Annotated in this window: 21 protein-coding genes and 2 tRNA genes; 7 read left to right on the top strand and 16 right to left on the bottom strand. The window is 73.2% G+C overall.

All coding sequences use genetic code 11. The features are described from left to right. Positions 1-24: 24 nt before the first annotated feature. Genes ACFFKU_RS05095 through ACFFKU_RS05080 form a run of 4 tightly spaced genes read right to left on the bottom strand, consistent with a single transcriptional unit; the run spans position 25 to position 4,325 of the window. Positions 25-1,191 (bottom strand): GNAT family N-acetyltransferase, encoded by a 1,167-nt coding sequence (locus ACFFKU_RS05095; RefSeq protein ID WP_380136209.1) that lies wholly within the window; start codon positions 1,189-1,191, stop codon positions 25-27. Beyond that, the gene (locus tag ACFFKU_RS05090; protein WP_380136207.1) at positions 1,184-2,065 is read right to left on the bottom strand and encodes a carbohydrate ABC transporter permease; all 882 of its coding nucleotides are present in this window, start codon (positions 2,063-2,065) and stop codon (positions 1,184-1,186) included. Before ACFFKU_RS05090 ends, ACFFKU_RS05095 begins: the two co-directional genes overlap by 8 nt. Positions 2,066-2,070: 5 nt before the next feature. Continuing rightward, positions 2,071-3,057: a carbohydrate ABC transporter permease gene (locus ACFFKU_RS05085; RefSeq protein WP_380136206.1), complete on the bottom strand. Its 987-nt coding sequence runs from the start codon at positions 3,055-3,057 to the stop codon at positions 2,071-2,073. Next, the gene (locus tag ACFFKU_RS05080; protein WP_380136204.1) at positions 3,054-4,325 is read right to left on the bottom strand and encodes an ABC transporter substrate-binding protein; all 1,272 of its coding nucleotides are present in this window, start codon (positions 4,323-4,325) and stop codon (positions 3,054-3,056) included. The genes ACFFKU_RS05085 and ACFFKU_RS05080 overlap by 4 nt, the downstream gene beginning before the upstream one ends. A gap of 136 nt (positions 4,326-4,461) precedes the next feature. On the opposite strand from ACFFKU_RS05080, the gene ACFFKU_RS05075 reads away from it, so the two are divergent. Continuing rightward, positions 4,462-5,214 (top strand): DeoR/GlpR family DNA-binding transcription regulator, encoded by a 753-nt coding sequence (locus ACFFKU_RS05075; RefSeq protein ID WP_380136203.1) that lies wholly within the window; start codon positions 4,462-4,464, stop codon positions 5,212-5,214. 15 nt (positions 5,215-5,229) lie between these two features. Here ACFFKU_RS05075 and ACFFKU_RS05070 read toward each other — a convergent pair whose 3' ends face one another. The 4 genes from ACFFKU_RS05070 to ACFFKU_RS05055 are packed head-to-tail and all read right to left on the bottom strand — an operon-like array spanning position 5,230 to position 13,726. Beyond that, the gene (locus ACFFKU_RS05070; protein WP_380136201.1) at positions 5,230-6,264 is read right to left on the bottom strand and encodes an alkaline phosphatase family protein; all 1,035 of its coding nucleotides are present in this window, start codon (positions 6,262-6,264) and stop codon (positions 5,230-5,232) included. A gap of 29 nt (positions 6,265-6,293) precedes the next feature. After that, positions 6,294-9,206, bottom strand: coding sequence for a glycoside hydrolase family 2 TIM barrel-domain containing protein (locus ACFFKU_RS05065; RefSeq protein WP_380136199.1), 2,913 nt, complete (start codon positions 9,204-9,206; stop codon positions 6,294-6,296). Next, positions 9,203-12,325 carry an alpha-mannosidase gene (locus ACFFKU_RS05060; protein ID WP_380136197.1) on the bottom strand — a complete coding sequence of 1,041 codons (3,123 nt, stop codon included), beginning with the start codon at positions 12,323-12,325 and terminating at the stop codon, positions 9,203-9,205. Before ACFFKU_RS05060 ends, ACFFKU_RS05065 begins: the two co-directional genes overlap by 4 nt. Positions 12,326-12,364: 39 nt before the next feature. Next, the gene (locus ACFFKU_RS05055) at positions 12,365-13,726 is read right to left on the bottom strand and encodes a 6-phospho-beta-glucosidase (RefSeq protein ID WP_380136195.1); all 1,362 of its coding nucleotides are present in this window, start codon (positions 13,724-13,726) and stop codon (positions 12,365-12,367) included. 119 nt (positions 13,727-13,845) lie between these two features. Here ACFFKU_RS05055 and ACFFKU_RS05050 point away from each other — a divergent pair, with 119 nt between their 5' ends. Both ACFFKU_RS05050 and ACFFKU_RS05045 read left to right on the top strand, forming a co-directional pair. Next, on the top strand, positions 13,846-14,829 hold the full coding sequence (locus tag ACFFKU_RS05050) for a carbohydrate kinase family protein (protein WP_380136193.1): 984 nt from the start codon (positions 13,846-13,848) through the stop codon (positions 14,827-14,829). Next, positions 14,826-15,779, top strand: a complete 954-nt coding sequence (locus ACFFKU_RS05045) for an ROK family protein (RefSeq protein ID WP_380136192.1) — start codon at positions 14,826-14,828, stop codon at positions 15,777-15,779. Before ACFFKU_RS05050 ends, ACFFKU_RS05045 begins: the two co-directional genes overlap by 4 nt. A gap of 78 nt (positions 15,780-15,857) precedes the next feature. Here the strand turns inward: ACFFKU_RS05045 and ACFFKU_RS05040 are convergent. From ACFFKU_RS05040 to ACFFKU_RS05030, 3 genes are all read right to left on the bottom strand, one after another. Next, a tRNA-Met gene (locus ACFFKU_RS05040) sits at positions 15,858-15,934 on the bottom strand. A 144-nt stretch (positions 15,935-16,078) separates the two neighbouring features. Further along, positions 16,079-16,155 (bottom strand) — tRNA-Met (locus ACFFKU_RS05035). Between the two features lie 69 nt (positions 16,156-16,224). Further along, complete coding sequence (locus ACFFKU_RS05030) at positions 16,225-19,308, bottom strand: UPF0182 family membrane protein (RefSeq protein WP_380136191.1); 3,084 nt, start codon at positions 19,306-19,308, stop codon at positions 16,225-16,227. Positions 19,309-19,441: 133 nt separating this feature from the next. On the opposite strand from ACFFKU_RS05030, the gene ACFFKU_RS05025 reads away from it, so the two are divergent. Continuing rightward, entirely contained in the window at positions 19,442-20,074 is a 633-nt protein-coding gene (locus ACFFKU_RS05025) for a PPA1309 family protein (RefSeq protein WP_380136189.1), read from the top strand. A 30-nt stretch (positions 20,075-20,104) separates the two neighbouring features. Here ACFFKU_RS05025 and ACFFKU_RS05020 read toward each other — a convergent pair whose 3' ends face one another. Continuing rightward, positions 20,105-21,289, bottom strand: coding sequence for a YlbL family protein (locus ACFFKU_RS05020; RefSeq protein WP_380136187.1), 1,185 nt, complete (start codon positions 21,287-21,289; stop codon positions 20,105-20,107). Positions 21,290-21,478: 189 nt separating this feature from the next. Here ACFFKU_RS05020 and ACFFKU_RS05015 point away from each other — a divergent pair, with 189 nt between their 5' ends. Continuing rightward, positions 21,479-22,999 (top strand): zinc-dependent metalloprotease, encoded by a 1,521-nt coding sequence (locus ACFFKU_RS05015; RefSeq protein ID WP_380136185.1) that lies wholly within the window; start codon positions 21,479-21,481, stop codon positions 22,997-22,999. Positions 23,000-23,003: 4 nt separating this feature from the next. Here ACFFKU_RS05015 and ACFFKU_RS05010 read toward each other — a convergent pair whose 3' ends face one another. Beyond that, a complete protein-coding gene (locus tag ACFFKU_RS05010; RefSeq protein ID WP_380136184.1) occupies positions 23,004-23,570 on the bottom strand; it encodes a M48 metallopeptidase family protein in 567 nt (188 codons plus the stop codon). 92 nt (positions 23,571-23,662) lie between these two features. Between ACFFKU_RS05010 and ACFFKU_RS05005 the strand changes: the two genes are divergently transcribed. Together ACFFKU_RS05005 and ACFFKU_RS05000 are read left to right on the top strand one after the other, a co-directional pair. Then, complete coding sequence (locus tag ACFFKU_RS05005; RefSeq protein ID WP_380136183.1) at positions 23,663-23,821, top strand: DUF5679 domain-containing protein; 159 nt, start codon at positions 23,663-23,665, stop codon at positions 23,819-23,821. Positions 23,822-23,897: 76 nt separating this feature from the next. Beyond that, positions 23,898-24,890: a hypothetical protein gene (locus tag ACFFKU_RS05000; protein ID WP_380136181.1), complete on the top strand. Its 993-nt coding sequence runs from the start codon at positions 23,898-23,900 to the stop codon at positions 24,888-24,890. Here ACFFKU_RS05000 and ACFFKU_RS04995 read toward each other — a convergent pair. From ACFFKU_RS04995 to ACFFKU_RS04985, 3 genes are all read right to left on the bottom strand, one after another. Then, entirely contained in the window at positions 24,871-25,062 is a 192-nt protein-coding gene (locus ACFFKU_RS04995; RefSeq protein ID WP_380136180.1) for a hypothetical protein, read from the bottom strand. The genes ACFFKU_RS05000 and ACFFKU_RS04995 overlap by 20 nt on opposite strands. 41 nt (positions 25,063-25,103) lie before the next feature. Continuing rightward, positions 25,104-25,463: a WhiB family transcriptional regulator gene (locus tag ACFFKU_RS04990; protein WP_380136178.1), complete on the bottom strand. Its 360-nt coding sequence runs from the start codon at positions 25,461-25,463 to the stop codon at positions 25,104-25,106. A gap of 110 nt (positions 25,464-25,573) precedes the next feature. Then, positions 25,574-25,840, bottom strand: a complete 267-nt coding sequence (locus tag ACFFKU_RS04985) for a hypothetical protein (protein ID WP_380136176.1) — start codon at positions 25,838-25,840, stop codon at positions 25,574-25,576. Positions 25,841-26,022 lie beyond the last annotated feature (182 nt).

Raw genomic sequence — 26,022 nt, 5'->3', positions numbered from 1 at the left:
GCCCTTCGGGGGAGGACGGGTGGATCAGAACGGTCGGGTGAGCACGGCGGCGGGACCGGCGAACAGTCCCCGCAGCGCCGAGGCGGGTGCTTCGGACCCGCTCATCCGGCCCTCGGCGAGGGCGACGAGGGGGTCGGTGTGCCCGGCGAAGACGGAGGCGAGCAGGGCCCCCGACATCCTCAGGTCGACCTCGGCCGCCGCGTCCGCGGTGCGGACGGCGCCCCGGCCCCCGTCGACCGAGAGCGTCAGGCGCTCGCCGTCGACGTCGAGCGCCAGCTCCACCCGCAGACCCGAGGGGTAGCCGCGGGAGGCCAGGGCGGCGGCCGGGTCGAGCAGACCCAGCATCCAGGTGTTGTTCTCGACCGGTTCGACCTGCCGGGGCAGCAGGTGTTCCAGCAGGGTTCCGGGGGCGACGAGGGCCTCGACGTCGCGCGCGGTCGCGGGATCGGCGACCGCCTGGCGCCAGGCGGCCAGCTCGGCGTCGGGGTCATCGGCCACCAGGTCGTGCACGACGACGGTGAACAGACCCCCCGTGCGCTGCGGGGCGCGCCGCCCGAGCAGCACCCAGCCGACGGTCCGGCCCTCGGGGTCCACGACCAGCAGGTGGCGACCGCCGTTGTGGGTGTGGTGCTCGAGCTGGCCGTTGCCGCGGACCGCCCGGGCCCGCACGAGCGCGGCGACGTCGGCGGTGTCGGCCGGGGTCGCGTCGCGCAGCGAGTAGCGCCGGGTGGGGGCCGGCAGCTGCAGGAGGTCGGCGGTGTCGATGCGGAAGACGGGGCGACGGCCCGCGACCCCGCACCCCAGACGCGCGTAGAAGGCGTGCGTGGAGGGGATGAGGGCCAGGGCCTGCGCCCCGGCGGTGCGGGCGTCGGCGATGAGCCGGGCCACGAGCCGTCGGCCGATCCCCAGCCCCCGCAGGGGCAGGTCGACCGCGACGCCGGCCAGGGCGGCCGCCGGCACCGGCCGACCGCCCCACCACTGCTCGGTCAGCCGGGCCTGGGCGGTGGCGACCAGCCGGCCCGAGAGCTCGTCCTGCACGCACAGCCGGATCAGCGCCGGGTCCTCGTCCCAGTCGCCCCAGCCGATGCGGTCCGGTTCCGGGGAGAAGGCCCCGGCACCGAGGGCGGCGACCAGACCCGCGTCGGCGGGCCTGGTCGCGCGCACCACGAACCGGTCGGCGTCCTCAGCCACGCACCGCACCGGCGACGGAGTCGGCCACGAACTGCTTCGCGAAGAAGAGGAACATGACCACCAGCGGGATGATCGCCAGCAGCGCACCGGTCATGACCACCGCGTAGTCGGTCGACCGGGTCGCGTTGAGCTGCGACAGGGCGACCTGCAGGGTCAGCATGTCCGGGTTGATGAGGACGATGAGGGGCCACACGTAGTCGTTCCAGGCCGCGACGAACGTGTAGATCCCCAGGAACGCCAGACCCGGCCGGATGATCGGCAGGACGACGAACAGGTACTGCCGGAAGAACCCGCAGCCGTCGAGCACCGCCGCGTCCAGGATCTCGTCCGGGATCGCGTTGGTCATGTACTGCCGCATCCAGAAGATGCCGAACGCGTTCGCCGCCGCCGGCACGATCAACGCCTGCAGGGTGCCGACCCAGCCGATGTTGATCATCGTGATGAACTGCGGCACCGCCGAGAGCTGCGCGGGGAGCATGAAGAACAGCAGCAGCAGCGTGAACAGGAACTTCTTGGCCGGGAAGTCGAACTTCGCGAAGGCGAAGGCGGCCAGGGAGTCGAAGAACAGCACCAGCACGGTGACCGAGACGGCCACGACCAGGGTGTTGACCATCGACCCGAAGAAGTTGATGGAGGTCAGCACCTGGTTGACGTTCTCCAGGAAGTGCGTCCCCGGCACCAGCTTCGGCGGGAGCTTGTAGAAGTCGGCGTTGGTGTTCGTCGCCATGACCACTGTCCAGTAGAACGGGAACAGCAGCAGCACGGCGGTGATGCCGAGCGGGAGGTGGGCCCAGGGGCCGGCCCCGCGCACCCGGCGCCCCTTGGCGGGGGTCAGGCCGACCAGCGCGGGAGCGGTGAGGTCCTTCGTCGCCATCGGTGTCAGTCCTCCGAGCGGGCGACGATGCGCCAGTTGATGATGGCGAACACGGCGACGATCGCGAAGACCGCGTAGGCGATGGCCGCGCCGTAGCCGAAGTTGTTGTTGGTGAAGGCCTGTTGGTAGAAGTACAGGACCATCGTGAGCCCGGCCTGGCCCGGTCCCCCGCTGTTGGGGTTGATCGAGGCGTTGGACCCGAAGAGGACCTGGGGCTCGGTGAAGGTCTGCATCCCGGTGATGGTCGAGACGATCACCGTGAACAGGATGATCGGGCGCAGCATCGGCACGGTGATGGACCAGAAGGACCGCAGCGGGCCGGCGCCGTCGAGCTTGGCGGCCTCGTAGATCTCGCCGGGGATGGCCTGCATCCCGGCGAAGTAGATGATCGCGTTGTAGCCGACCCACTGCCACGTCGTGAGGACGGCCAGGACGATCTTGATCGTCCAGGGCCCGCTCAGCCAGTCGACCGCGGGCAGCCCGATCCCGGTCAGGACGATGTTCACCAGGCCGTAGGAGGTGTTGAAGATCGCCTTGAAGAAGATGGTGATGGCGACGATCGACGTGACGCTGGGGACGAACAGCACGACCTGGTAGAAGGTCTTGAACCGCTTGACCGAGTTCAGCAGGGACGCCAGCGCCAGGCTCATGACGAGCATGGGCACGGTGGACAGGATCCAGATGACGAACGTGTTACCCACGGCCTTGCGGAACGTGGCGTCCTGCGCGAGGAACCGGAACTGGTCCAGCCCCGCGAAGGTGACCGGGTTGATGCCGTCCCAGTTGTGGAACGCCAACCACGCCGAGAACCCGACCGGGAAGAGCCCGAACGCCAGGAAGAGCAGGAAGAACGGACTGACCGCGACGTACTGCGGCCAGAACGCCCTGACGCCGCGCCGGTGCGGAACGCCCTTGCGAGGGGGCTTCGGCCGACTCCGGCGGAATCCCTTGTCCCCTGTGGCCGGTCCGATCACCGGCGCGGCGGAACTCACTTCACACCCTGCCGGTCGGCGATCTGCTTGGCGGCGGCGACGGCGTCGTTCCAGGCCTGCTCCGGGTCCTTGCCCGAGGCCTCGACGTTGGTGAGCTCGTCGTAGAAGGGCGCGGACACCGCGGCGTCGGCCGAGGCCACGAACTGGGTCGGGACCTTCTCGCCGGCGGGGCCGAAGATCTCGATGGTCTTCTGGTTGTTGAAGAACTCGTCGCCACCGGTGAGGGCGGGCAGCTCCCAGGCGGCCGGGTCGGCCGGGAAGATGGTGGCGTCGGTGAAGGCCTTGGCCTGGTTGTCGGTGTCCAGGATCCAGCTGATGATCTTCCAGGCGCCCTCCTTGTCCTCGGTGGAGGCCGGGATGGTGAGGAACGAGCCGCCGAAGTTGGTCGGGGAGACCGGGTTGTTGGCGACCATCCACTTGCCCGAGGTGTCGGGGGCGGCGTCCTTGATGTCCAGCGCGTGCCAGGCCGCACCCAGGTCCATCGCGATGGTGCCGTCGCCGAGGGAGGCGTTGAGGTTCTGCGCGGCGTTGGCGTTGATGCCGAGCGCCTGCGCCTTGACCGTGGTGTCCCAGGCGCCCTTCATCTCGTCGCTGTCGGCGATGAAGGTGTTGTCCTCGGAGACGAAGCGGCCGGTGAGCTGGCCGACGATGATCTGGAAGACGTTGGACAGCTGCGGCACCGGGAAGGAGGTCGGGACCTTGCCGTGCAGCTCCTGACCGAAGGCGAAGTAGTCGTCCCAGGTGGAGGTGGCGGCGGCGATCTCGGCCGGGTCGGTCGGCAGACCCGCCTGGGCGAGGATGTCGTGGCGGTAGAACAGGGCGGTCGGACCGATGTCGATCGGGAAGCCGAGCTGCTTGCCGTCCGCGGTCTGCGCCTCCTTCCACTTCCAGGAGAGCTGCTTGCTCGCGATGTCCGCGGCACCGAGCGTGTTCAGGTCGGTGAACTTGTCGGCCACCGAGCGGAAGAAGGGCATGTCCTCGCCCTTGACCCCGGTGATGGAGGGGATGAACTGACCACCGGTGAGGGTCGTCTGCAGCTTCTGCTTGAAGTCGCCCCCGACCTTGTTGGGGGTGAGCTTGGCGTCGGGGAACTGCGTCTTGGCCGCGTCGACGACCGAGTCGCCGAGCCCACCGTTCCAGTACCAGAGGGTGGTCTCGCCACTGGCGGCGTTGCCACCCCCGGCGGAGGTGGAGCACGCGCTGAGGGCGCCGATGCCCATCGCCGCGAAAGCGCTGCTGCGCAGGAGATGACGGCGGGAGAGCTGCATGGGGTAACCCTTTCTCTCCGGCGGACGGGCCCGCCAGGTGATCTGATCGTTCAATCAGGTCTGACCACGACTGCGTGGTGAGATTGCGCGAACGCTACTTGACGCATGCGCGAACGCGCAAGGTATTCTGCCGATCGTGCACGCAGATGAGCGAAGGGACGCGATCGTCGAGGTCGTACGCGCGCAGGGGCCGGCCACGGTGGCCGAGCTCGTGTCGCGTCTCGGCCTCTCCGAGGCCACCATCCGCCGGGACCTGGTCAAGCTCGACGATGCCGGACTCCTGCGCCGCGTGCACGGAGGCGCGCGTCCGCTGGACGTCCGCGACGACGTCTACGCCGACCTCGCCGAGCGGCAGGCGGGGCCGAAGGAGGCCATCGCGGCCGCTGCGGCCGCCCAGGTCGCCGACGGCCAGGCCGTCCTGCTCGACATCGGGACCACCGTCGGACGGGTCGCCAAGTACCTGCGGGGCCGTCAGGTCACCGTCATCACCCGCAACCTCGCCGTCTTCGCCGAGCTCGCCGAGGACCCGACCGTCGAGCTGATCCTGCTCGGCGGCGCCGTCCGCCCCGCCCACCGCTCCCTCGTCGGCTACCTGACCGAGGAGGCGCTGCGCCAGCTGCACGCCGACGTGCTGCTGCTCGGCACCTCGGGGGTGCGCCGCAGCGGGCACTGCGTGGACACGGTCTCCGACGAGGTCGGGGTCAAGCGCGCGATGATCGCCGCGGCCGACCGGGTCGTCCTGCTCGCCGACGCCTCGAAGTTCCCCGGGAGCGGCACGGCGACCATCTGCGACGCCACCAGCTACCACCACCTCATCAGCGACGAGGCCCCCGAGCCGGAGACCCGCGCGGCCCTGGACCGGGCCGGGGTCAGCCTGCAGCTCGTCTGAGCCGCAGGCGGACCCTCACCACTCGAAGCGCAGGTCCCGGGTGGGGCCGAGGGGTTCGACGTCGCGCACGGCCCCGACCTCGTGGTCGGGCGTCCACGAACCGGCCCGGACGCCGAGGGCGGCCAGCAGGGCCGGGGTCACCTCGTGGCTGCGCAGGGTCGGCGGGGTGGTGAGCGGGGCGGGCAGCCCGGCGTCCGGGTCGGGGCTGATGCGGTGCACCAGCAGGAACGAGCGGCGCACGTCGACCTCGTCCTCGCCGTGGCCGCCCTCGGGCTTGTGCCCGTGGTCGGTCACGACGGCGACGAGCCAGTCCTCCCCGAGGCGCTCGACGCGCTCGGCGACGGCCTTGACCAGGAACCGCACGTGCTCGTCGGCGGTCCGGACGGCCTCGCGGTAGTCCTCCGAGGCGGCCCCCGAGCGGTGGCCGGCCTCGTCGACCCCCTCGAGGTAGACGAACGCGGCGTCCGGACCCTCGTGGTTCAGCACCTGGGTGGCGTGGGCGACGACCTGACGGTCGGCCGAGCGGCACCCCTCGGAGAAGTCCGTCGCCCTCATGACCCGGTGCTGCCCGCCGACCTGCTGGTCGGGGCGGGTGTGGATCACCGGGCCGGGACCGTTCGGGTCGACCAGGGCCGACCAGGTGGCGGCCGCGAACGTCCGGGCCCGCGGGTTCGCGAAGAACACCTGCGAGAGCACGTCGGGGCAGCCCCCGAGGCGGTGCCCGACGAACTCGTTCCACCAGACGTTGTTCTGCTCGTGCGTGGTCCCGGTCAGCAGCGACGACCAGCCCGGACCGGAGTCGGTGGGCGGGGTCATCCACACCGGGACGAGCCGCCCGCCGTCGGTCAGCCGTTGCAGGGTCGGAGCCAGACCGTCCACCACCTCCACCGAGACCGGGGGGTCGGCCGGCGGGGCCGACCCCGGCGACCCGGCGGCGAAGCGCGGGTCGGCGGGGTGGTCGGGTGCGGCGAAGGCCGGATCCGCGGCGACCGGTCCGGGCAGCGCCAGATCCACCCGGAGGCCGTCGAGTCCGACGAGGAGCAGTTTCACGACGGGCCTCCGGGTGGTTCGGGAACGGGTCAGGCCGGGTGCAGGGTCCAGGACCACGTCCAGGTCCCGGGGGTGATCCGATACTGCGGCAACGCGTCCGGACCGCACGAGGCCGAGCCGACGCCGCGGTGGGCGACGTCGAGGACCACCTCGGTGACGTTCGCCGCCGGTCGCACCGTGACGTGCAACGGCCGGTCGAACCGCAGGGACACCCCGTCGAGCTCGAGCCGACGGACGCCGCTGCGGCCCCCGTTCTCCTGGGGACGGACGTAGGGCACCCCGAGCTCGGCGACGGGCAGCTCGTGCCAGCCCGTCGGGGCCGTGCAGCGGTCCGGGTAGGTCTCCCACGGACCGGTCCCGAACCAGCGGGCGGTCCGGGCCGTGGGGAGGCGGAGCCGGACCCCGAGGCGGGGCAGGTCGGCCAGGCCGTCGGGGACGACGACCGTGTCCTCGCTGCGCAGCACCGGGCGACCCGCGTCGTCGGTGCGCGAGCTCAGGCGTTGGGTGTGGACGACGTCGCCCGCGCCGGTCGCGAGGGTGGAGACGACCGTCACGCCGTCCGGGGTCGACGAGGTCGACGTCACCGTGGGTCGGGCGCGCAGGCCCAGGTCGGCCCAGACCTTCCCGAGCCCGATGATGTCGTCGTTGTCGGTGGGGTCGCGCCACAGCGTGAGCTCCGGGCCCTCGAGCACGTTCGGGTGCAGCACCCGGCCCCGTTCGTCCACGACCAGGGGGGCACCCCGCCGCGGCGGGGTGGCCACTGGGGACGGGGCCTCGCCGTCGGCCAGGCGCAGGCTCGGTCGGGCGACCTCGGCCCCCGCCGGGTCCCACGCGGTGGCGGCGGCCTGCACGAGCACCAGCTGGATCCGGCGTTCCCCGGACCCGGCGCCGAGGAGTGCGGCGGGCAGCGCCAGTTCGGCGCTCTCCCCCGACCCCAGCGCGGGCAGGGTCGCGGCCTCGGTGAGCGACGTCCCGTCCTCGGCGTCCATCCGCCACTGCGCGCGCAGGTGCCCGAGGTCGCTGAAGTCGGTCGCGTTGCGCACGACCACGCTCACCCCGGGCGTCCCCCCCGGCCAGGACAACCGGACCGGCGAGGCCAGTTCCCGGTGCTCCCACATGGTCGGTTTCGGGGTGCCGTCGGGGAACGTCATGCCGTCGAGGCAGAACGCGCCGTCGTGGGGCGTGTCGCCGAAGTCGCCGCCGTGGGCCCAGCGCAGACCGGGGGCAGGGACGCCGTCGCGGAACAGCCCCTCCCCCGCGATCCCGACGGGGAGCCGGTCGTCCTCGCGCTGCAGGATGCCGTGGTCGGCGAACTCCCACACGAAACCGCCCTGCAGGCCCGGCAGGGACTCGATGGCCGCCCAGTAGTCCGACAGCGACCCGTTGGAGTTCCCCATCGCGTGGGAGTACTCGCACTGGATGACGGGCCGCAGCGGCCCGTTGTTCGCGTAGTCGACCATCTGGCCGATGTGGGCGTACATGGGGCAGACGATGTCGCTGCTCGCCGCGCCCGCGTACCAGTCGTCCTTGATCGCACCCTCGTACTGCAGGGGGCGGGTGGGGTCCTCGCGCCGGATCCAGGCGGCGACCGCGTCGTGGTTGGCCCCGTAGTCGCTCTCGTTGCCGAGGGACCAGATGACGACGCTCGGGTGGTTGCGGTCGCGGCGGACCATGCGCGCCACCCGCTGGGTGAAGGCGGGCAGGTAGGCCGGGTCGTCGCAGATCTCGTGCGCCCAGGCGTGCGACTCGATGTTCGCCTCGTCCACGACGTAGAAACCCAGTTCGTCGGTGAGGTCGTAGAACCGCGGGTCGTTCGGGTAGTGCGAGGTACGGACGGCGTTGAACCCGAACCGCTTCAACGTGTGGAGTTCCTCGCGCATCTGCGACTCGGTGACCACGCGCCCGGTCAACGGGTTGCGGTCGTGCCGGTTCATGCCCCGCACGAAGATCCGCCGGCCGTTGACGAGCAGGTCGGGACCGACGATCTCCACCGTGCGGAAACCGATGCGCTGCACGCAGGAGTCGACCAGGACGCCGGCGGCGTCGCACAGCTCGACCGTCAGCTCGTGCAGGTTCGGCGCCTCGGCGGTCCAGGTCGCGATCCCGGGGAACGAGCCGTGGAACCGGGCCCGGCCGCGGTACAGGGAGAGCCGCTCGTCGTCGTGGTCGCGACGGTGCGCGGCGGCGTCGAAGGCGAGGTCCGTGCCGGCCAGCCGGGTGCGCACGCGCCACCCCTCGGGCAACCGGTCGGTGCCGGTCGGACCGTCCTGGCCGACGCGCACGTCGACCGAGAGCTCCCCGTCGGCCCGGGCCACGACCCGGACGTCGGACAGGTGCAGCAGCGGGCGCGTGAACAGGCGCACCGACCGGGTGATCCCGCCGTGCCACCACTGGTCCTGGTCCTCCACGAAGGTGGCGGCCGACCACTTCACGACGGTCAGCCGCACCCGCACGCGGGAACCCGGGGTGGCCCAGGCCGTGACGTCGAACTCGGCGGCGAGGTGGGAGTCCGTGCTCGTGCCGACCTCGACGAGGTTCCCCCCGGCGTCGACGACGTGCACGAGCAGGACGCTCTCGGCCGCGCCGACGTGCAGCAGCACCCGTTGACCGGCCCAGTGGGCCGGCACGGCGACGTCGCGCTCGTAGACGCCGGTCGGGTTCTGCGCCGTCGGCGGGGTCGGCGGCAGGTCCGGCCACGGCATCTGGTCGTTGGTGTACCAGGGCGGGTCGGCGACCTCCCCCCACAGCCCGGGTTCGGTGGTCCAGCACCCCGGGACGCGGGCACTCGCCCACCGCGTCCCGGGGGTGTCGGTGGGCCTGGGCAGCAGCTGGAAGTCCCAGTCGCCGTCCAGGTCGAGGGAGCCGTCGGCCGTGGCGCGACGCAGGGTCCCGACGGGTTCCCGGCGCGAGCCGACGTGCTCGGGTTCGAGCCAGACGCTCATGCGCGGGTGAGGCGCAGCGTGAGGATCTGGAACGGGCGCAGCGCGAAGGTGACGGAACCGTCGGCCTGCAGATCCGCCCGGCCCAGCGCGGCCGCGCTGCCCGGGGTCGCCGGGTCCTCCAGGAGGTCGGTGACGACGGCGGACCCGATGGCGAAGGACGTCTCCAGGCGCCCCTGGGCGCGGGCGCCCCAGGACTCGTAGAGGCGCACGACGACGTCGCCGGAGCCGTCCTCGGCGAGCTTGACCGCCTCCAGGGTCGCCCCGTCGCCGGTGACCGTGACCGGGGCGGGCGGCGGCGTGGCCGGACCGTCCACGACCCGCAGCGGCAGGTTCACCTCGTAGCCGGTGCGCACCGCGTCGGCGATGGAGGCCCCCGGGACCAGCGCGTAGCTCATGACGTGCCTCCCCTGGTCGGCCTGCGGGTCCGGGCACTGCGGGCCGCGGACCAGCGAGAGCCGGACGGTGGTCGTGCTGCCGCCCTCGGGACGGGCCGAACGGGTGGTGTCGTGCCCGTAGGTCGCGTCGTTCACGACCGCGACGCCGTACCCGGGTTCGCCGACGTGCACCCAGCGGTGCATGGCGGTCTCGAACCGGGCGTAGTCCCAGCTGGTGTTGGTGTGTGTCGCGCGCTGCACGTGCCCGAACTGGATCTCCGAGGAGCTCACGGCGGCGTGCAGGTCGAGCGGGAACGCGGCCTTGAGGAACTTGTCCTGCTCGTGCCAGTCGATCTCGGTCCGCACGTCGAGACGGTCGGACCCGGCGCGCAGGGTGTACTCCTGCACGACGGTGGACCTCCGGAAGCTGCGGGCCACCCGGACCCGGACCAGCAGGTCCGAGGACGCGACGAGGGTGACCTCGTCGGCGTCGGTGAGGTCGACGACCCGGTTGCGGTAGTGCTGGTCGACGTCCCAGGCGTCCCAGTTGTTCGGGAAGTCGGTGTGCAGCTGCAGCAGGTTGCCGCGGGTGCCCGGCGCGATGACCTCGCGGCCGGCCGTCTCGTCGACGACGGAGCGGAGCAGCCCGTCGGCGTCCACCGTGACGGTGATGCGCCCGTTGGCCAGGACGAACCCGCCCTCTGCGGGCGTCGCGGTGACCGGGGTGGCCGGGGCGGCCTGGCCCGGGGCGGTGAGCGGGGCCGCGCCGGAACCCGGCACGGTGACCCGGACGAGCTCCCCGGCGGAGTTCTCGACGACCTCGGTGCGCTCGTGCCCGGCGGGGTTCAGCACGACGGGGGTACCGGTGCCCAGCGCCGCCATCGCCTCGGTGACCACGGCGAGCAGGTCGGCGGCCACCTGGGCGTAGGTCGCCTCGGCCTCCTTGTGCACCCACGCGATCGAGGAGCCGGGGAGGATGTCGTGGAACTGGTGCAGCAGGACGATCTTCCAGATCCGGTCCAGCTCGGCGTGCGGGTAGGCGTACCCCTCGGCGTTCAGCGCCGCGGTGGTGCAGAGCAGCTCCGCCTCGCGCAGCAGGTGCTCGCTGCGCCGGTTGCCGGCCTTGGTCCGGGCCTGGCTGGTGTAGGTCGCGCGGTGCAGTTCCAGGTAGAGCTCCCCGCTCCACACCGGCGGCTCGGGGTACTCGGCCTCGGCGTCGGCGAAGAACTGGTTCGGGTCCTGGACCGTGACCTTGGGCGCGCCCTCGAGGTCGGCGAAACGCCGGGCCCGCTCCATCATCTCGCGCGTGGGGCCGCCACCGCCGTCACCGTGGCCGAACGGGGCCAGCGAACGGGTGCCGCGACCCTTCTCGGAGTAGTTGTCGACCGCGTGCACGAGCTCCTCGGCGGAGAAGATCGCGTTGTAGGTGTCGACCGGGGGGAAGTGGGTGAAGATCTGCGACCCGTCGATGCCCTCCCAGCGGAAGGTGTGGTGCGGGAAGGCATTGGTCTGGTTCCAGGAGATCTTCTGGGTCAGGAACCATTGCATCCCGGCCAGCTTGGCGATCTGCGGGTAGGCACCGGAGTAGCCGAAGGAGTCGGGCAGCCAGACCCCCTGGCAGTCGACGTCGAACTCCTCGCGGAAGAACGACTTCCCGGTGACGAACTGGCGCACCAGGGCCTCGCCACCCGGCAGGTTGCCGTCGGCCTCGACCCACATGCCGCCGACCGGGACCCACTGCCCGTTGCGCGCCGACTCCTGCATCCGGGCGTAGATCTCCGGCGAGCGCTCCTTGACCCACGCGTACTGCTGGGCCTGGGAGCAGGCGAAGACGAACTCGGGGTACTCCTGCGCCAGCGCGGTCACGTTGGCGAAGGTGCGGCTCGTCTTGCGCTTGGTCTCGCGCAGCGGCCAGAGCCAGGCGGAGTCGATGTGCGCGTGCCCGACCGAGGAGAGGGTGTGGGCGCTGCGGTTGGCCGGGGAGGAGAGGACGTCGCGCAGTTCGGCGCGCGCGTCGGCGGCCGTGCCCGAGATGTCGTCGAGGTCGAGCGCGTCGACCGCCCGGTCCAGGGCGCGGGCGATCTCGAAGCGACGGGGTTCCTTCTCGGGCAGGTGCCGCATGAGGTCGTCGAGGCACTCCATGTCGACGGCCAGGCCCCAGACCTCCTCGTCGAGCACGACGAGGTCGGCGATCTTCATGGTGTACAGGTGCTTCTCACCCGCGGTCGCCTTGTCCCCCAGCGGGGTCGGGCGCATGTCGTCGGCCAGGATGTCCGGGTTCGCGGCCATCTCCAGCAGCAGGTCGACGGTCTCCCCGCCGTAGGCGACCCGGCTGACCGGGACGACCTGGTTGTCCGGGGCGACGCCCTTGATCGGGATCCCGTCGATGGAGTGCACGAGCGCCTCGGCCTGGTTGCCGGGCCAGTCACCGATGAACCCGAGGTCGAAGTGCGCCTCGACCCGCTTGCCGGCCCACTCGGCCGGGATCTCCCCCTGGGCGCGCACCCACGTGGTCGACCACGGCTGCCCCCAGCTGGTGCCCACGGAGAACTCGCCGAACTCCTCGGCGGCCAGCGCCTGCAGCGCGTCGGCCACCGGCACGGGTTCCCCGGCCGTCCCCTCCGACCGCGGCACGACCCAGGCCTGCAGGGTCAGCGGGGTGCGGTGGGAGTGCACCGCGGGGCGGATGCGGTGGCTCAGGACGCGCTTGACGCGGCCTTCGACCAGGGAACGATCGTCGTGCACGGGAGTTCTCCTCGAAATCTCTGGCTGGGGGTGAGGGCGTCAGGAACGCCCGAAGACGGCGGCCACGGCGGGGATCCGCTCGATGTAGCCGTCCAGCAGCTTCTCGGCGACGTCGACGGAACGCACGAGCGGGTGGGTCGCGAAGGCGAGCAACGCCTCGGACCGGTCACCGTGCAGCGCCGCGGCGATGGTGTGCCGCTCGACGGCCTTCATCTGCTGCATGAGGCCGAGCTGGTGCAGGTTCGGGGCGGTCGTCGAGAACGGACGGACCCCGCTGCCGTCGATGGCCACGGGGACCTCGACCACCGCGTCGTCGGGCAGTCCGTCGATCGTGGACGCGTTGCGCACGTTGAGGATCGCGGTCGAGGGCTCGTTGCGGCTGATCGCGGCCATGACGGCGAGCGCCACCCCGGCGTACCCCTGCTGGGAGGGGTCGGTCTCCGGCGGCTCGGGGTTCTCCGGCGCACCCTGCTCGCCACCCTTCGCCTCGGCCATGTAGCTGGCGCTGCGGTCCAGGACGGTGTCGCGCCAGAGCTGGGCGGCCTTGCCCCCGGCCCGCGGCAGGTTCTCGAAGAACTCGCCCTGGGTCTTGAGCAGGAACTCCCCGCGGGTCATCGAGGACTCACGGATGCGGCGTACGGCCTCGACGTTGCGGTACCAGTAGTAGAGGTACTCGTTGGGGATGACGCCCAGCGCCTTGAGCCACGGGGCGCCGAAGACGTGCTGCTCCTCCAGGTGGGCCAGCAACCCGTCGTCGCCCAGCAGGTCCGGCAGCACGTCGCGGCCGTCGACGACGACGCGCCGCAGCCAGCCGAGGTGGTTCAGCCCGACGTAGTCGAGCCGGGTGCGGGCCGGGTCGTGACCGAGCAGCAGGGCGACGCGACGACCGAGGCCGGAGGGGGTGTCGCAGATGCCGAGGGCCTTGTCGCCGAGGACGCCCTGCATGGCCTCGGTGATGATCCCGGCGGGGTTGGTGAAGTTCAGCACGTAGGCGGTGGGGGCGAGACGTTTCACCCGTTCGGCCACGTCGACCATGAACGGCACGGTGCGCAGGGCGTAGGCGAGGCCACCCGGGCCGGTCGTCTCCTGGCCCAGCACGCCCAGGTCGAGCGCGACGCGCTCGTCGGCGCAGCGACCCTCGAGGCCGCCGATGCGGACCGCGGAGAAGACGAAGTCGCTGCCCTCGAGGGCCACGTCCAGGTCGGTGGTGGTCTCCAGGCGGGGCGGGTCGACGAAACCCTCGGCGAGCTGCTCCAGGACGGCGCGCATGCCGGCCAGCCGCTCGTCGCTGTTGTCCTGCAGCGTCACCGTGGTGATGCGCGGGGACCCCTGGTCCCGGAGGAGGGCCTGCCACACGAACGGCGTACGGAAACCGCCGCCGCCCAGGATTGCCAGCTTCACCAGATGCCCCCTCGATGCTCGATCACGCAGGGAGACTATGACCGAACGCGCATCCTTGGCTAGTCTGGTGGTCAAGATTTTGAGTGTTCGATCAGATCCACCGACGAATCGGAGCCGACATGACCGAGCTGGACCTCGTCTTCGGGGGCCGGGTCTTCTGCGACCTGGTGATGTCGGGGGTGGCGGCCCCGGCCGTCGGCGCCGAGGTCTTCGCCGACTCCTTCGCCGTCGCCCCCGGCGGCACCGCGACCCGCGCCGTGGCCGGTGCCCGCCTGGGCTTCCGCTCCGCCCTCGTCGGCGCGGTGGGACCGGACATGTTCGGCGCGGCCGTGCGCGACGCCCTGGCGGCCGAGGCGCAGCTCGACCTGCGGTGGCTGCGCGAGGTCCCCGGGGCCCACACCGCGGTGACCGTGGCCCTGACCGACGCGGCCGACCGCAGCTTCGTCACCTACGAGCAGCGCGCCACCTGGCTGAGCGACGAGCTCGACCGCCCCCTGCCCCGGGTGGCGGCCTGCCACGTCGGGATCGCCGAGGGCATCCCCGCCTGGGTCGGCGAGCTGCGGCGGGCCGGGACCACGGTCGTCGGCGGCGTGGGCTGGGACGAGACCGAGGTCTGGGACCCGGCCGCCCTGGACGCCCTCGCCCAGGTGGACGCGTTCGTGCCCAACGAGGACGAGGCCACCCGCTACACCCGGACCCCCGACGCGGCCTCGGCGCTGGCCGAGCTCTCCCGCCGGACCGCCCTCGTCGTGGTGACCCGCGGGGCCCGGGGCGCGGTCGCGACCGACTCCGCCACGGGTGAGCACTGCGAGGTCCTCGCGCCCCCGGTCACCGCGATCGACCCGACCGGCGCCGGGGACTGCTTCGTGGCCGCCCTGTGCGGGGCCCGCACCGTCGGCTGGACGCTGCAGACCAGCGTCGCCTTCGCCGTCCTGGCGGCCTCGGAGTCGGTGCAGCGGCTGGGCGGGGCCTCCAGCGCCCCGACGGCGGCGCACCTCGCCGCCCGGATCCGCGAGGGGCTGGAGCACGATGACCTGACCTCGGGCGACTGGGGGACGGTCCTGGAGCACCTGGACGCGACCACGAAGGGGGCGGGGGCATGAGCGACTACGTCCTCGGGATCGACATCGGCGGCACCAAGATCGCCGCGGGCTGCATCTCGGCCGACGGCGAGGTCGTGCTCGACCGGGAGGTCCCGACCGACGCCACCGACGCGTTGGCCGTGACCGCGGCGCTGCACGGCCTGGTCGACGGCGTGCTGGCCGACGCGGCCGAGCGGGGCCTCACGGTCGGGGACGCGATCGGCATCGGCTCGGCCGGCCCGGTCGACACCCGGTCCGGGACGGTCAACCCGGTCAACATCGTCTCGCTGCGCGGGTTCCCGTTGACCGCGACGGTGGCCGACCGGGCCACCGAGCGGCTCGGCCGACCGGTCCGGGCCGTCGTGGCCCAGGACGGTCAGTGCTTCGCCGCCGCCGAGCAGTGGGTCGGCGCCGGCGTCGGTGCGGCCTCGATGCTCGGCGTGGTCGTCTCCACCGGGATCGGGGGCGGCATCGTCCTCGACGGGCACCTGCTGGCCGGCAAGACCGGCAACGCCGGGTTCATCTCCCACGTCGGGGTCGAGCTGGACGGTCTCGTGCTGCCCGGCTCCGGAGCCCTCGGGGTGGTCGAGTCCTACGCGTCGGGGCCCGCCATGGTGCGCGCCGCCCTGGCCCGCGGGTGGCGCGCCGGCGAGACGGTCGACGCCCGGGTCCTGACCGGTGACGCCCGCGACGGGGACCCGCTGGCCCTCGACGTCATCGCCCGCGGCACCCGCGCCCTCGCCTCGGCGTTCCTCTCGGTCGCCGCGCTGTTCGACCTGGAGCAGATCGTCGTCGGCGGGGGCGTCGCCTCGGCCGGGGACGTCCTGTTCACCCCGCTGCGGGCGGCCTACGCCGAGCTGGCGGTCTACCCCCACCTGGCCGACGTGGCCATCACCCCGGCCCGCCTCCCCCGCGGGTCCGGACTGATCGGCGCCGGTCGACTCGGGTGGCAGGCGCTCGAGGGCGCCTGAGCGCCCCCGGCCCTGCCGCAAGCACGACGAAGGCCCCGGATCGGCGATCCGGGGCCTTCGTCTCGTGCTGGTCCTGCGTGGTAGCGGGGACAGGATTTGAACCTGCGACCTCTGGGTTATGAGCCCAGCGAGCTACCGAGCTGCTCCACCCCGCGTCGTGAACACCACCTTACGCGTCCGCCACGGCGCGGCCAAATCGAGGCCGAGCAAGGCGTGCGGACCGGGGCCGACGAGGGGTCGTGACGCACGAAGGGCCCGGACCGACTGGTCCGGGCCCTTCGTGCCGAGTTCCCTCGGACTGGTAGCGGGGACAGGATTTGAACCTGCGACCTCTGGGTTATGAGCCCAGCGAGCTACCGAGCTGCTCCACCCCGCGTCGTGGGAACGACCTTACGCGACGCGGGGTGGATCGCCAAATCGGTTGCCGGGCAACCGCTCCGAGCGGTCAGCCGGTGGCACCCGGGGTCGTCGGGGACGCGGACGGGGTCGCCTCCGGGGTCGCCGTCGGGGTGGCCGCGGCCGCCTGCTCGATCCGGTTCTCAGCGTCGACCGCGGCGTTGACCGCGGCCTGCAGCCGCTGCTGGGCCTCGCCGTAGGCGGCGAAGTCGCCGTTCTCGAGCGCGGTCGCCGAGTCGGTGATGGCCGTCCGGGCGCTGTCCAGGGCCGTGCGGAGGTCCTGCTGCGCGGTCGTGTCCGTGCCCCCGCCCGTGTTTCCGCCCGTGTTCCCGTCGGTGCCCCCGTCGGTGGGGGGCTGGCCGGTGTCCGGGTCGGTCCCCGTCGGCGGGGCTCCCTGGTCGCCGGCCTGAGCCCCCGAGTCGCCCTCGAAGACCTGGTCGAGCGCCTCGTCGAGGGTGTCGGCGAAACCGATCTGGTTGCCGAACACCGCGACCACCTTGCGCAGCACCGGGTAGGACGCGCCGGTCCGGCTCTGCACGTAGACGGGTTCGACGTAGAGCAGACCGTCACCGACCGGCAGGGTCAGCAGGTTGCCGTAGACGACCTGGGACTCGCCCTGGTTCAGCAGCCGCAGCTCGTTGCCCACGTCGGTGTCGGAGACGATGTTGGCCTGCACCTGCTCCGGGCCCTGCACCGTGGTCTCCCCCGGCAGCTGCAGCAACCGGATGGTGCCGTAGCCCTCCTTCTTCACCCCGGACTCCCCGCCCGCGTCGGCGTCGACCGCCGCGAACCCGGTGAGCACCCGGCTCCCGGACCCGGCACCCTGCGCCTGGCTGCGCGGAACGTAGGAGGTGGTCAGGCTGAACGCCGTCGAGGTCTGCCCCGGCATCTGCAGGGTCAGGTAGTACGGCGGCTGCGCGGGGCGGGACTGGTTCTGCCCCACGGTGGCGGTCGGGTCCTCCGGGGTGCGCCAGAAACCCTGCTGGGTGAAGAACGCGTTCGGGTCGGTCACGTGGTAGCTGCCGAGCACGTCGCGCTGCACCTTGAACATGTCCTGCGGGTAGCGCAGGTGCTCCATGAGGTCGCCGGAGATCTCCGAGAGCGGACGGACCGCCCCGGGGAAGGACTTCATCCACGAGCGCAGCACCGGGTCGCTGTCGTCCCAGGCGTAGAGCGTCACCGAACCGTCGTAGGCGTCGACGGTGGCCTTCACCGAGTTGCGGACGTAGTTCACGCTGCGGTCCTGCAGCGCCTGCACGCTCTGGCTGCCCTCGGTGAGGGTGTCGGTGGTGGCCTCGCCGAGCTCGGTGATCGCCGAGTACGGGTAGCCGTCGGACGTGGTGTACGCGTCGACGATCCACTTGATCCGCCCGTCGACGACGGCCGGGTAGGAGTCGCCGTCGAGGGTCAGCCACGGGGCGACCTTCTCGACCCGGTCCCGCGGGGCCCGGTCGTACATGATCTTGGAGTTCTCGCCGATCTGGTCGGAGAGCAGGATGTTCTGGTCGGCGAACTTCAACGCGTAGGCCAGCTTCTGCCCGAGGCCGCCGACCGGGACGCCACCCTCGCCCGCGTAGCGGGTCTGCGCGTACCCCAGGGGGGAGTTGTCCGGGTAGTCGAGCTCGATCGGGTCGTCGCCGCCGACGATGGAGTACGTCGGCGACTTCTCCCCGAAGTAGATGCGCTGTTCGTACTCGCCGAGGGCCCCCGACGTGGGCAGGCCCTGCTGGAAGAACGACGGGAGCCCGTCGGCCGCCCGCTCGTTGCCCCGCGCGGCGATCAGCCCGAACCCGTGGGTGTACACGAGGTGCTCGTTGATCCAGTTGCGCTGGGAGTTGTTCAGCCCGGAGAGGTCGATCTCGCGCGCGGCGATCACGGTGTCCTGCTCGACGGTCTGCCCGTCCGACCCCGGCAGCTGGTACCGGTCGACGTCGAGGGTGTCCGGGAAGGAGTAGTACGGCCGGACCTGCTGGGTCTGGCGGTAGGCGTTGCTGACCACGGTCGGGTCGAGCAACCGGATGCCGGGGATGGTGCCCGCGTCCTGCCGCAGCTGCCCGGGTTCCACCGTGGTCTGCGCGTCGTACTGCCGGACGTCGGTGTCGGCGAGGTCGTAGGCCTCCCGCGTCGCCGCGATGTTCTTCTGGATGAACTCCGACTCCCGGGCCTGCGCGTCCGGGCGGACCACGAAGTACTGCACGGCCCAGGGGTAGATCCCGCCGACCGCGATGGCGGAGAACACGAGCAACCCGGTGCCGATCGCGGGCAGGCGCCAGGACGACCCGACGGCCGCGGCGATGAACAGGGCGGCCACGAAGACCGCGACCACCGCGAGGATCGCCTTGGCCGGCAGCACGGCGTGGACGTCGGTGTAGCTCGGGCCGACGACCCCCTCGATGTCGATCCGCGAGGTCTGCGCCGTCATGAGCTGGTAGCGGTCGAGCCAGTAGCCCGCCCCCCGCAGCAGCAGGAACATCGCCGCCAGGGTCGCCAGGTGGATGCGCGCGGCGCGGGTGGTGCGCGGGCCGGCTCCGGCCAGCCGGAGCCCGCCGTAGAGGTAGTGCGTCGCCAGGCCCGCGATGCCGGAGAGCACCACGGCCGCCGAGAGCAGCCCGACCAGGAACGTCAGGAACGGCAGCGTGAAGACGTAGAACCCGAGGTCGATCCCGAACTGGGCGTCGTTGCGGCCGAACGGTTCCCGGTTCCACCAGAGCAGGACCGTCTCCCACTGCCCCATCGCCACCGACCCGCCGAAGAGGCCCGCGGCCACCGACAGCGCGATGACGACCAGGCGCCGCAACGGTTCCAGCGACTCGCGGTAGCGGTCGAGGCCGGCCTGCTCGGTCGAGATGGGCGCGTAGATCGGGCGGCTGCGGTAGCCGACGGTCAGCGAGACGGCGATGGCCGCGGCCATCAGCAGCGCCCCGACGACGAAGAGGATCACCTGCAGCCGCAACCGCGTCGTGAAGGTCTGCAGGTAGTCGAGCTGGGAGAACCACCAGACGTCGGTCAGGGTGCGCGTCCCGACGAGGGCGAGGACCAGCAGACCGGCCAGCACGACCAGCGTCGGCACCAGCGGACCACGCCGGCGCCGGCGCAGCACCGGTCGGGCGGGAGGGCGGGGAGGGAAGCTCACAGCTCAGCAACGTACAAGTCCGCGGACGCGTGCCGCCCGTGGACCTTTCGTCACCGTTTCGTGTCCGAGCGCGCTCGGGGCGCCGGTGCGGCGGTTTTCCCTCCCCCGCAGCCCCCGTGCCACCATCGGGGCCGTGCCCGACCCCATCCCTGCGAACCCCGCCGTCACCGATCACCCCGCCGCCCCCGCCGATCACGGAGCCCCCGTGGTCTCCGCGCCGCCCGCGCCCGGGTTGTGGCGGGCGGTCGCCGAGATCGAACGGCACGTCGCCGCCGACGGGTGGGGCGTGCAGCAGCCCCGGCTGTTCGCCTTCATCCGCACCGCCGACGCCCTGCGCCGCGACCCGGGACTGGCCGACCGGCTGCCGCCCGCGGTCCTGCAGGAGGCCCGCGCCGACGACGACCACCTGACCGCCGTCGAGCAGGAGGGGCTGCCCTCCGCCGACGGCCTCGACGAGCTGCTCGGGCGGCTGGCCTGGCCCCCCGGGGTCGACGGCGCCGGGCTGGTCGTCGAACGTCTGCTGGTGCCGCCGGACGCCGAGGCCGAGGTGCGCGCGGCGACCGCGAGCGCCGACGAGGCGACCCGGGCCCGGGCGCTGGCCGAGCACCCGGCGGCCGAGGACGTCCGGATCGCGGTCGGGGTCCTGCGCCGCGGCGGCTCGGAGTGCGCCGTGCGCAGCCGCTCCAACGACTCCGACGGGGAGGTCCGGACCGGGACCGACCTCGTCCCCGGCCTGATCAGCGCCCTGACCGCCACGCTGGAGTGACGGTGCCGGGGTGACGGTCCCCGGGCCGGTCTAGCCGCAGGTCGGGAGGCTCTCGCCCCGGCCCGCGCCGATCGTCTCGACGGCCTCGCGGGCCTGGTGCAAGGTCGTGATCGGGACCACGGTGATGCCCTCCGGGGTGGCGCCCGCCACCTGGGGGCACTCCGCCGCGGGGGCCAGGAACCAGCGGGCCCCGTCGGCGCGGGCGCCGATCACCTTCTGCCGCAACCCGCCGATGACCCCGACCACCCCGTCGGGGGTGATGCTGCCCGTGCCCGCCACGTGCTGGCCGCCGGTCATCGCCCCCGGGGTGAGGACGTCGACGATGCCGAGGGCGAACATCGTCCCGGCGCTCGGCCCCCCGATGTTCTCCAGCGACAGCTCGACGTCGAAGGGGAAGTCGTAGGTGATCTCGGGAGCCACGCCCAGCCGGGTGGCCCCGTCCACCGCCACGGTCCGCGTGGTGAGCTCCTGCGTGGCGCCGTCGCGCCGGACCGTCAGCCGCACCTCGGCCCCGGGCCGCAACGCCTCCACGGCCACCCGGAGCGCCTCGAAGTCGGCGACCGGGCGCCCGTCGACCGCCCGAATCTCGTCCCCGACGCGCAGCACCTCCGCCGCCGGCGCGCCCGTCGCGAGCTGCCCCACCCGCAGGGTGACGGTGGCCGGCACGTCCTCGCCGAGCTCGCGCAGGGCGGCGACCTTGGCCGCGGTCTGCGAACCGGTCATCTGCGCGACGCTGGCGGCGGCGGCGTCCTTCGCGCTCTGCCCCTCCGGGTAGTAGACGGAGCGGGGGGCCACCGCGACGCGGGGGTCGAGCCAGGCCTGCAGGGCCTGCCACAGGTCGAGGTCGTCCCCCGGCCCGCCGAGCACGGCCACCGTGGTCAGGTCGAGGCTGCCCTCGGTGGGGTACACCGGGGCCCCGCGGACCGTGATGAGGCCCTCGCTGCTCCCCTGGCTCGGGCTCGGGCTCGGGCTGCTCGTCCCGGTCGCAGCGGTCGCGGCGGCGGGCACCTCGGTCCCGATCACGTCGACCACGGGCCCCGGGCTCAGCGTCACGTACGGGGCGGGGAGCAGCGACACCACCGACACCAGCAGGAGCGAGAGCACCGCCGAGCAGCCGAGCAGCAACCCGCGCGGCGAGACCCCGGCCCGGTCGTCCCGCTCGGACGACCCGTCCTCGGAGGACTCGTCGGGCCCGGTCCGGTCCTGCGGCAGCACCCCGGCAGCCTACGTCCGACCGGCGCCCGGCCCGGTCCGGTGCCCGGCCCGGGAACCCCCGGACGCGGTCGCTCGTCATCCCGTCCTGACCCGGGGCGTCCGGGCGACGCGGCGGACCGCCCGTCATGATGGGACCCGGCAGCGATGACCGGGGTGGTAGCTCACCCGACCGGAGCTTGAGGAGAAGACGTGGACCAGCACGGCGACGACGAGAACGACCGCCCCGCGGACGACGGCGCCGGTGAGCAGGAGGTCTCGCGCGAGAAGCCGGGCCAGCCCGATTTCCGGCCGTCCTCGACGCCCGGCCCCACGCCGGGGCGGGGGTCGTCGGGGTCTTCAGGGTCCGGGAACCCGCTGGAGGACCTGCTGGGCCCGCTGCTCGGCGGGGCGGGGGGAGCCGGCTTCGGCGACCTGGGCGACCTCGGCAAGCTGGGCGGTCTGGGTGGTCCGGGTGGTCCGGGGGGCCCGCAGTTCGACCCGCAGATGATGGGTGCCGTCCTCGGGCAGCTGCAGAAGTTCCTGTCCAACCCCGGGGACTCCCCGGTCAACTGGCAGGTCGCCCACGACCTGGCCCGGCAGGCCGCGGCCGGCTCGGGCGACCCGACCCCCGGTGACGCCGACCGTCGGGCCGTCGACGACGCCGTGCGCGTCGCGGAGCTGTGGCTCGACGGCGTGACCGAGTTCGCGGCCGCCTCCGCCGGCGCCGAGGCGTGGAGCCGGGCGGAGTGGGTCGAGCACACCATGCCCGTGTGGCGGCAGCTGGTGGAGCCGGTGGCGGCGAACGTCGCCACGGCGATGGGCGACGCCATGGCCTCCCAGGCCCCGCCGGAGATGGCCGCGATGCTGGGGTCGGCCTCGGCGATGCTGCGCCAGGTGGGCGGTGGTGTGTTCGGGATGCAGGTCGGGCAGGCCATCGGCTCGCTCGCCGGCGAGGTGCTGGTGAGCACCGACATCGGCCTGCCGCTGGCCCCGCCCGGACGGGCCGCCCTGCTGCCCGGCAACGTCACGGCGTTCGCGGAGGGGCTGGAGGTGCCCCTCGACGAGGTCCGGCGCTACCTGGCCCTGCGCGAGGCGGCCCACCAGCGGCTCTTCGCCCAGGTGCCCTGGCTGCGGGCCCACCTGCTGGGCGGCGTGGAGTCCTTCGCCCGGGGCATCCACGTGGACGGCGACCGGATCGCGGAGGCGGCCCGTCAGGTCGACCCGAGCAACCCGGAGTCCCTGCAGGAGGCCTTGGCCTCGGGCATCTTCGAACCGCAGAACACCCCCGAGCAGCGGGCCGCGCTGACCCGCCTGGAGACGGCGCTGGCCCTCGTGGAGGGCTGGGTGGACCACGTCGTGGACTCGGCCGCCGTCGGGGTGCTGCCGCACGCGGCGGCCCTGCGCGAGACCGTCCGTCGACGCCGGGCGACCGGTGGCCCGGCCGAGCACGCGTTCTCGGTCCTGGTCGGGCTGGAGCTGCGCCCGCGCCGGGCCCGGGAGGCCGCGGCCCTGTGGGCGCTGCTGGAGGAGCGCGGCGGGCGCTCCGCCCGCGACGCCGTCTGGGCCCACCCCGACCTGCTGCCCGACGAGGACGACCTCGGCGCGCCCGAGGCGTTCGTCGGCCGACGCGCGGTCGGGGGCTCCGGGGAGTCCGCCACCGAGGGTGACGCGATGGATGCGGCGCTGCGCGAACTGCTCGACGGCGGGGACGAGGGTCCCGCGAAGAGCTGAACGCTCAGCCGGTGCCGGCGACCCCGGGGGTGAGCAGGTCCAGGTGCGTCTCGGCGACGTCGGGGTCGGCCACCTCCTGGCCCGCGGCGAAGTCGAGGCCGGACAGGAACCCCCGGGCGCGTTCGGTCTTCGGGTAGGCGTCGAGCAGCGCCCAGAACGCGCGCCCGTGGGTGGGCACGATGAGGTGCGCCAGCTCGTGGACCAGGACGTAGTCGAGGACCCACGGCGGGACCCCGCGCAGACGGGTGGAGATGCGGATGGACCCGTCGGCCGGGGTACAGGAACCCCAGCGGGCCTGCTGGTTGTCGACCCACCCGACCGAGTCGGGACGGGCCAGGCCGTCGAGGTAGCGCTCGGACAGCGCCCGGGCCCGCAGCAGCAGGGACTCGTCGTCGGGGTCGCGACGCCGGTCGGCGGCGTCGAGGCGGGCCAGCATGCGCTCCACCCAGACCGACTCCTCGGCGCGGGAGAACCGGGCCGGGATGAGCACGACGGTGGAGCCGCTGTCGCGGTAGGCCGACACGGTCCGGGTGCGGCGGCGAGAGCGGCGGACCTCCACGGGCCCCTCCATGCGACAGACGGTACCCGGCGGGGCCGCTCTCCCGGGGGGAACGCGCAAGAACGGGATGCGATCTCCGATCCCGACCCAGCATGCTGGGCGTCATGGCCGAGACCTGGCAGGGCGAGTTCTACTGCGTCAAGTGCAAGGAGAAGCGCGAGGCGGAGGGGGCCGTCGTCGAGACGAACGGCCGCCGCATGGCCAAGGGGACGTGCCCCGTGTGCGGCACCAACCTGAACCGCATCCTCGGCAAGGCGGGCTGAGCTCGTCCCAGCTCGCCCCGAGCGGAGGCTGTGGACGGCGTCGGGACTCCCCCGTCCGGTCCGTCACAGTGGGCCGGTGCCCGCCCTCCCCGCCGACGACGGCCGCACCGCCGAGACGCTGCGCGAGTTCGCCGCCCTGCCCGTCGTCCATCGTCCCGACGGGACGGTCCAGGTGGGGTCGTCGCCCCGCAGCCTGACCCGCGCCGGACCGCTCACGGTCGAGGACCGTCGGGCGCTGCGGGCCGCCCAAGGCCTCGACCCGGACACCGAGCGGCGCCGCCTCGCGGTGCTGCACGCGCTCGTCGGGGCGGGTGCGATCCGTCCGGGACGACTGCGGGCCCGCCCGGAACGGGTGCGGGCGCAGCCGCGGCTGGCCCGGCTCGCCCCCGACGCCCGCGCCTGGGCGACCTGGGACCCGCTCGGTCCGGACGGTCCCGACCGCCTGGCCGCGCGGGGCCGACGGTGCGTGGCCGTCGTGGGGACCGGGCGCGTCGGGTCGGGGGTGGCGGAGCTGCTGCGGGCGGCCGGGGTCGGGACGGTGCTCGTGCACGACGACACCCCGACCCTCGACGCCGACCGGGGCGGGAGGACGACGGGCCCCGGGTCGACGGGACCCGAGGCGGTGCCCGACCTCGTCGTGCTGGTCGAGCACCACCGGGCCCGCTCGGAGTCGACCGGCGGCCTGGTCGCCCACGGCACCGCCCACCTGTCGGTGGTGCTGCGCGACACCGACGCCGTGGTGGGGCCCCTGGTGCGGCCCGGTGCCGGTCCGTGCCTGCGTTGCCTCGACCTGCACCGCAGCGACGCCGACGCGGACTGGCCGCTCGTGGCCGCGCAGCTCTCGCACGGCCCGCCCGCGCTCGAGGAGACCGCGAGCGCCGCCCTGGTGGCGGGCCTGGCCGCCGTCCAGGTGCTGGCGCACCTGGACGGGGCGGAGGCGACCACGGTGCACGCCTCCCTGGAGGTGGCCCTACCCGAGGGGTGGGTGGTCCCCCGGTCGTGGACCGTCCACCCGGGGTGCGGGTGCGGTGGGCTGCCGCCCGAGCCCCTCAGACGCCCGCGCCGATGAGCGGGGCGGGGGCGGCGAGCTCGTCGGCCCGGGCGGAGAGCCGGTCGGCCCGGCGGGCCGCGACCTCCGCCCGACGCCGCGCCCGCAGGAGACGAGCGGTGCGGACGCTGCGCTCGCGGCGCTGCGCCTCGACCAGGCGTTCTCGCAGGAGTTGTTCTTCGATCCAGGACATGGCGTTCCCTCGGGTTCTCTGGTGCTCGGAGGTCGGGCCGGTCAGGCCGCGACGGGGTGCTTGCGGGGACGTCCGCGGGGACGTTTGCGGGGGACGACGACACCGGCCAGGACGAGCTGGCCGCCCCAGACGCCCCACGGTTCGGCGCGCTGCAGCGCCCCGTTCAGGCAGGCGGCCTGCAGGGGGCACTCGGCGCAGAGCGACTTGGCCAGTTCGACGTCGGCGGGGGCCTCGGCGAACCACAGCTCGGCGTCGAACCGGCGGCAGGGCAGGGACTCGGGCGTCGGGCGACGGCGCGGCACGCCGGTCACCTCCTCGGGGTGGGTGGAACCGGTCCTCGGGACCGACGGGTGGGCGGTGCGGGCGTCAGCGGTGCGGGGACGAGCGGTGCGGGTGGTCATGTCTCGCGTTCTCCACGGGGCGTGGTGCTGCCGGAGGGAGGACCGCTGAACGCACGAAGGCCGCGGTCCCGGAACGGGATCGCGGCCTCGAAGAGCTCACCTGGGGTCGGTCAGACCGGTGGCTCCCGGAACGGGATCCCTGCGGGCGGGAAGGAGATGGCGGAGCGCCGACGCAGCACGGGCACCTCGGTGCCGTACTCGACGACCGACCCGGCGACGGGTTCGGTGACGCCCTGCAGACGGAGCTCTCCCCCGGACGGGACGAGGGTGGACGCCTTGATGGCGTCGCGGCCCACGGCGACCGGGGCCGTCATCACGACGGGGAGCAGGGAGAGGGTCGGCACGGCGCTCATGACGTCGGCGGTCATGTCGTTCATCGGTCTCCTCCTCCCTGGTGCGGCGCGGGCGCAGGTAGCCCGCGCGCTGTCGTGATCGTCACAGTACGTCGTCGTCGGGGACGGGCACAAACGATTTATCGCGGGAGTTCCGAGAACCTCCGGACGCGCCCTGCGCCGACCCCTAGGGTCTGCCGCGGAGGACGGACGGCAAGGAGGCCGAC

Source organism: Kineococcus gynurae, from assembly GCF_042433995.1.
Taxonomy (GTDB): domain Bacteria; phylum Actinomycetota; class Actinomycetes; order Actinomycetales; family Kineococcaceae; genus Kineococcus; species Kineococcus gynurae.
Note: the sequence above shows the minus strand (reverse complement) of the source record. Positions and strands in the feature narration are given on the sequence as shown.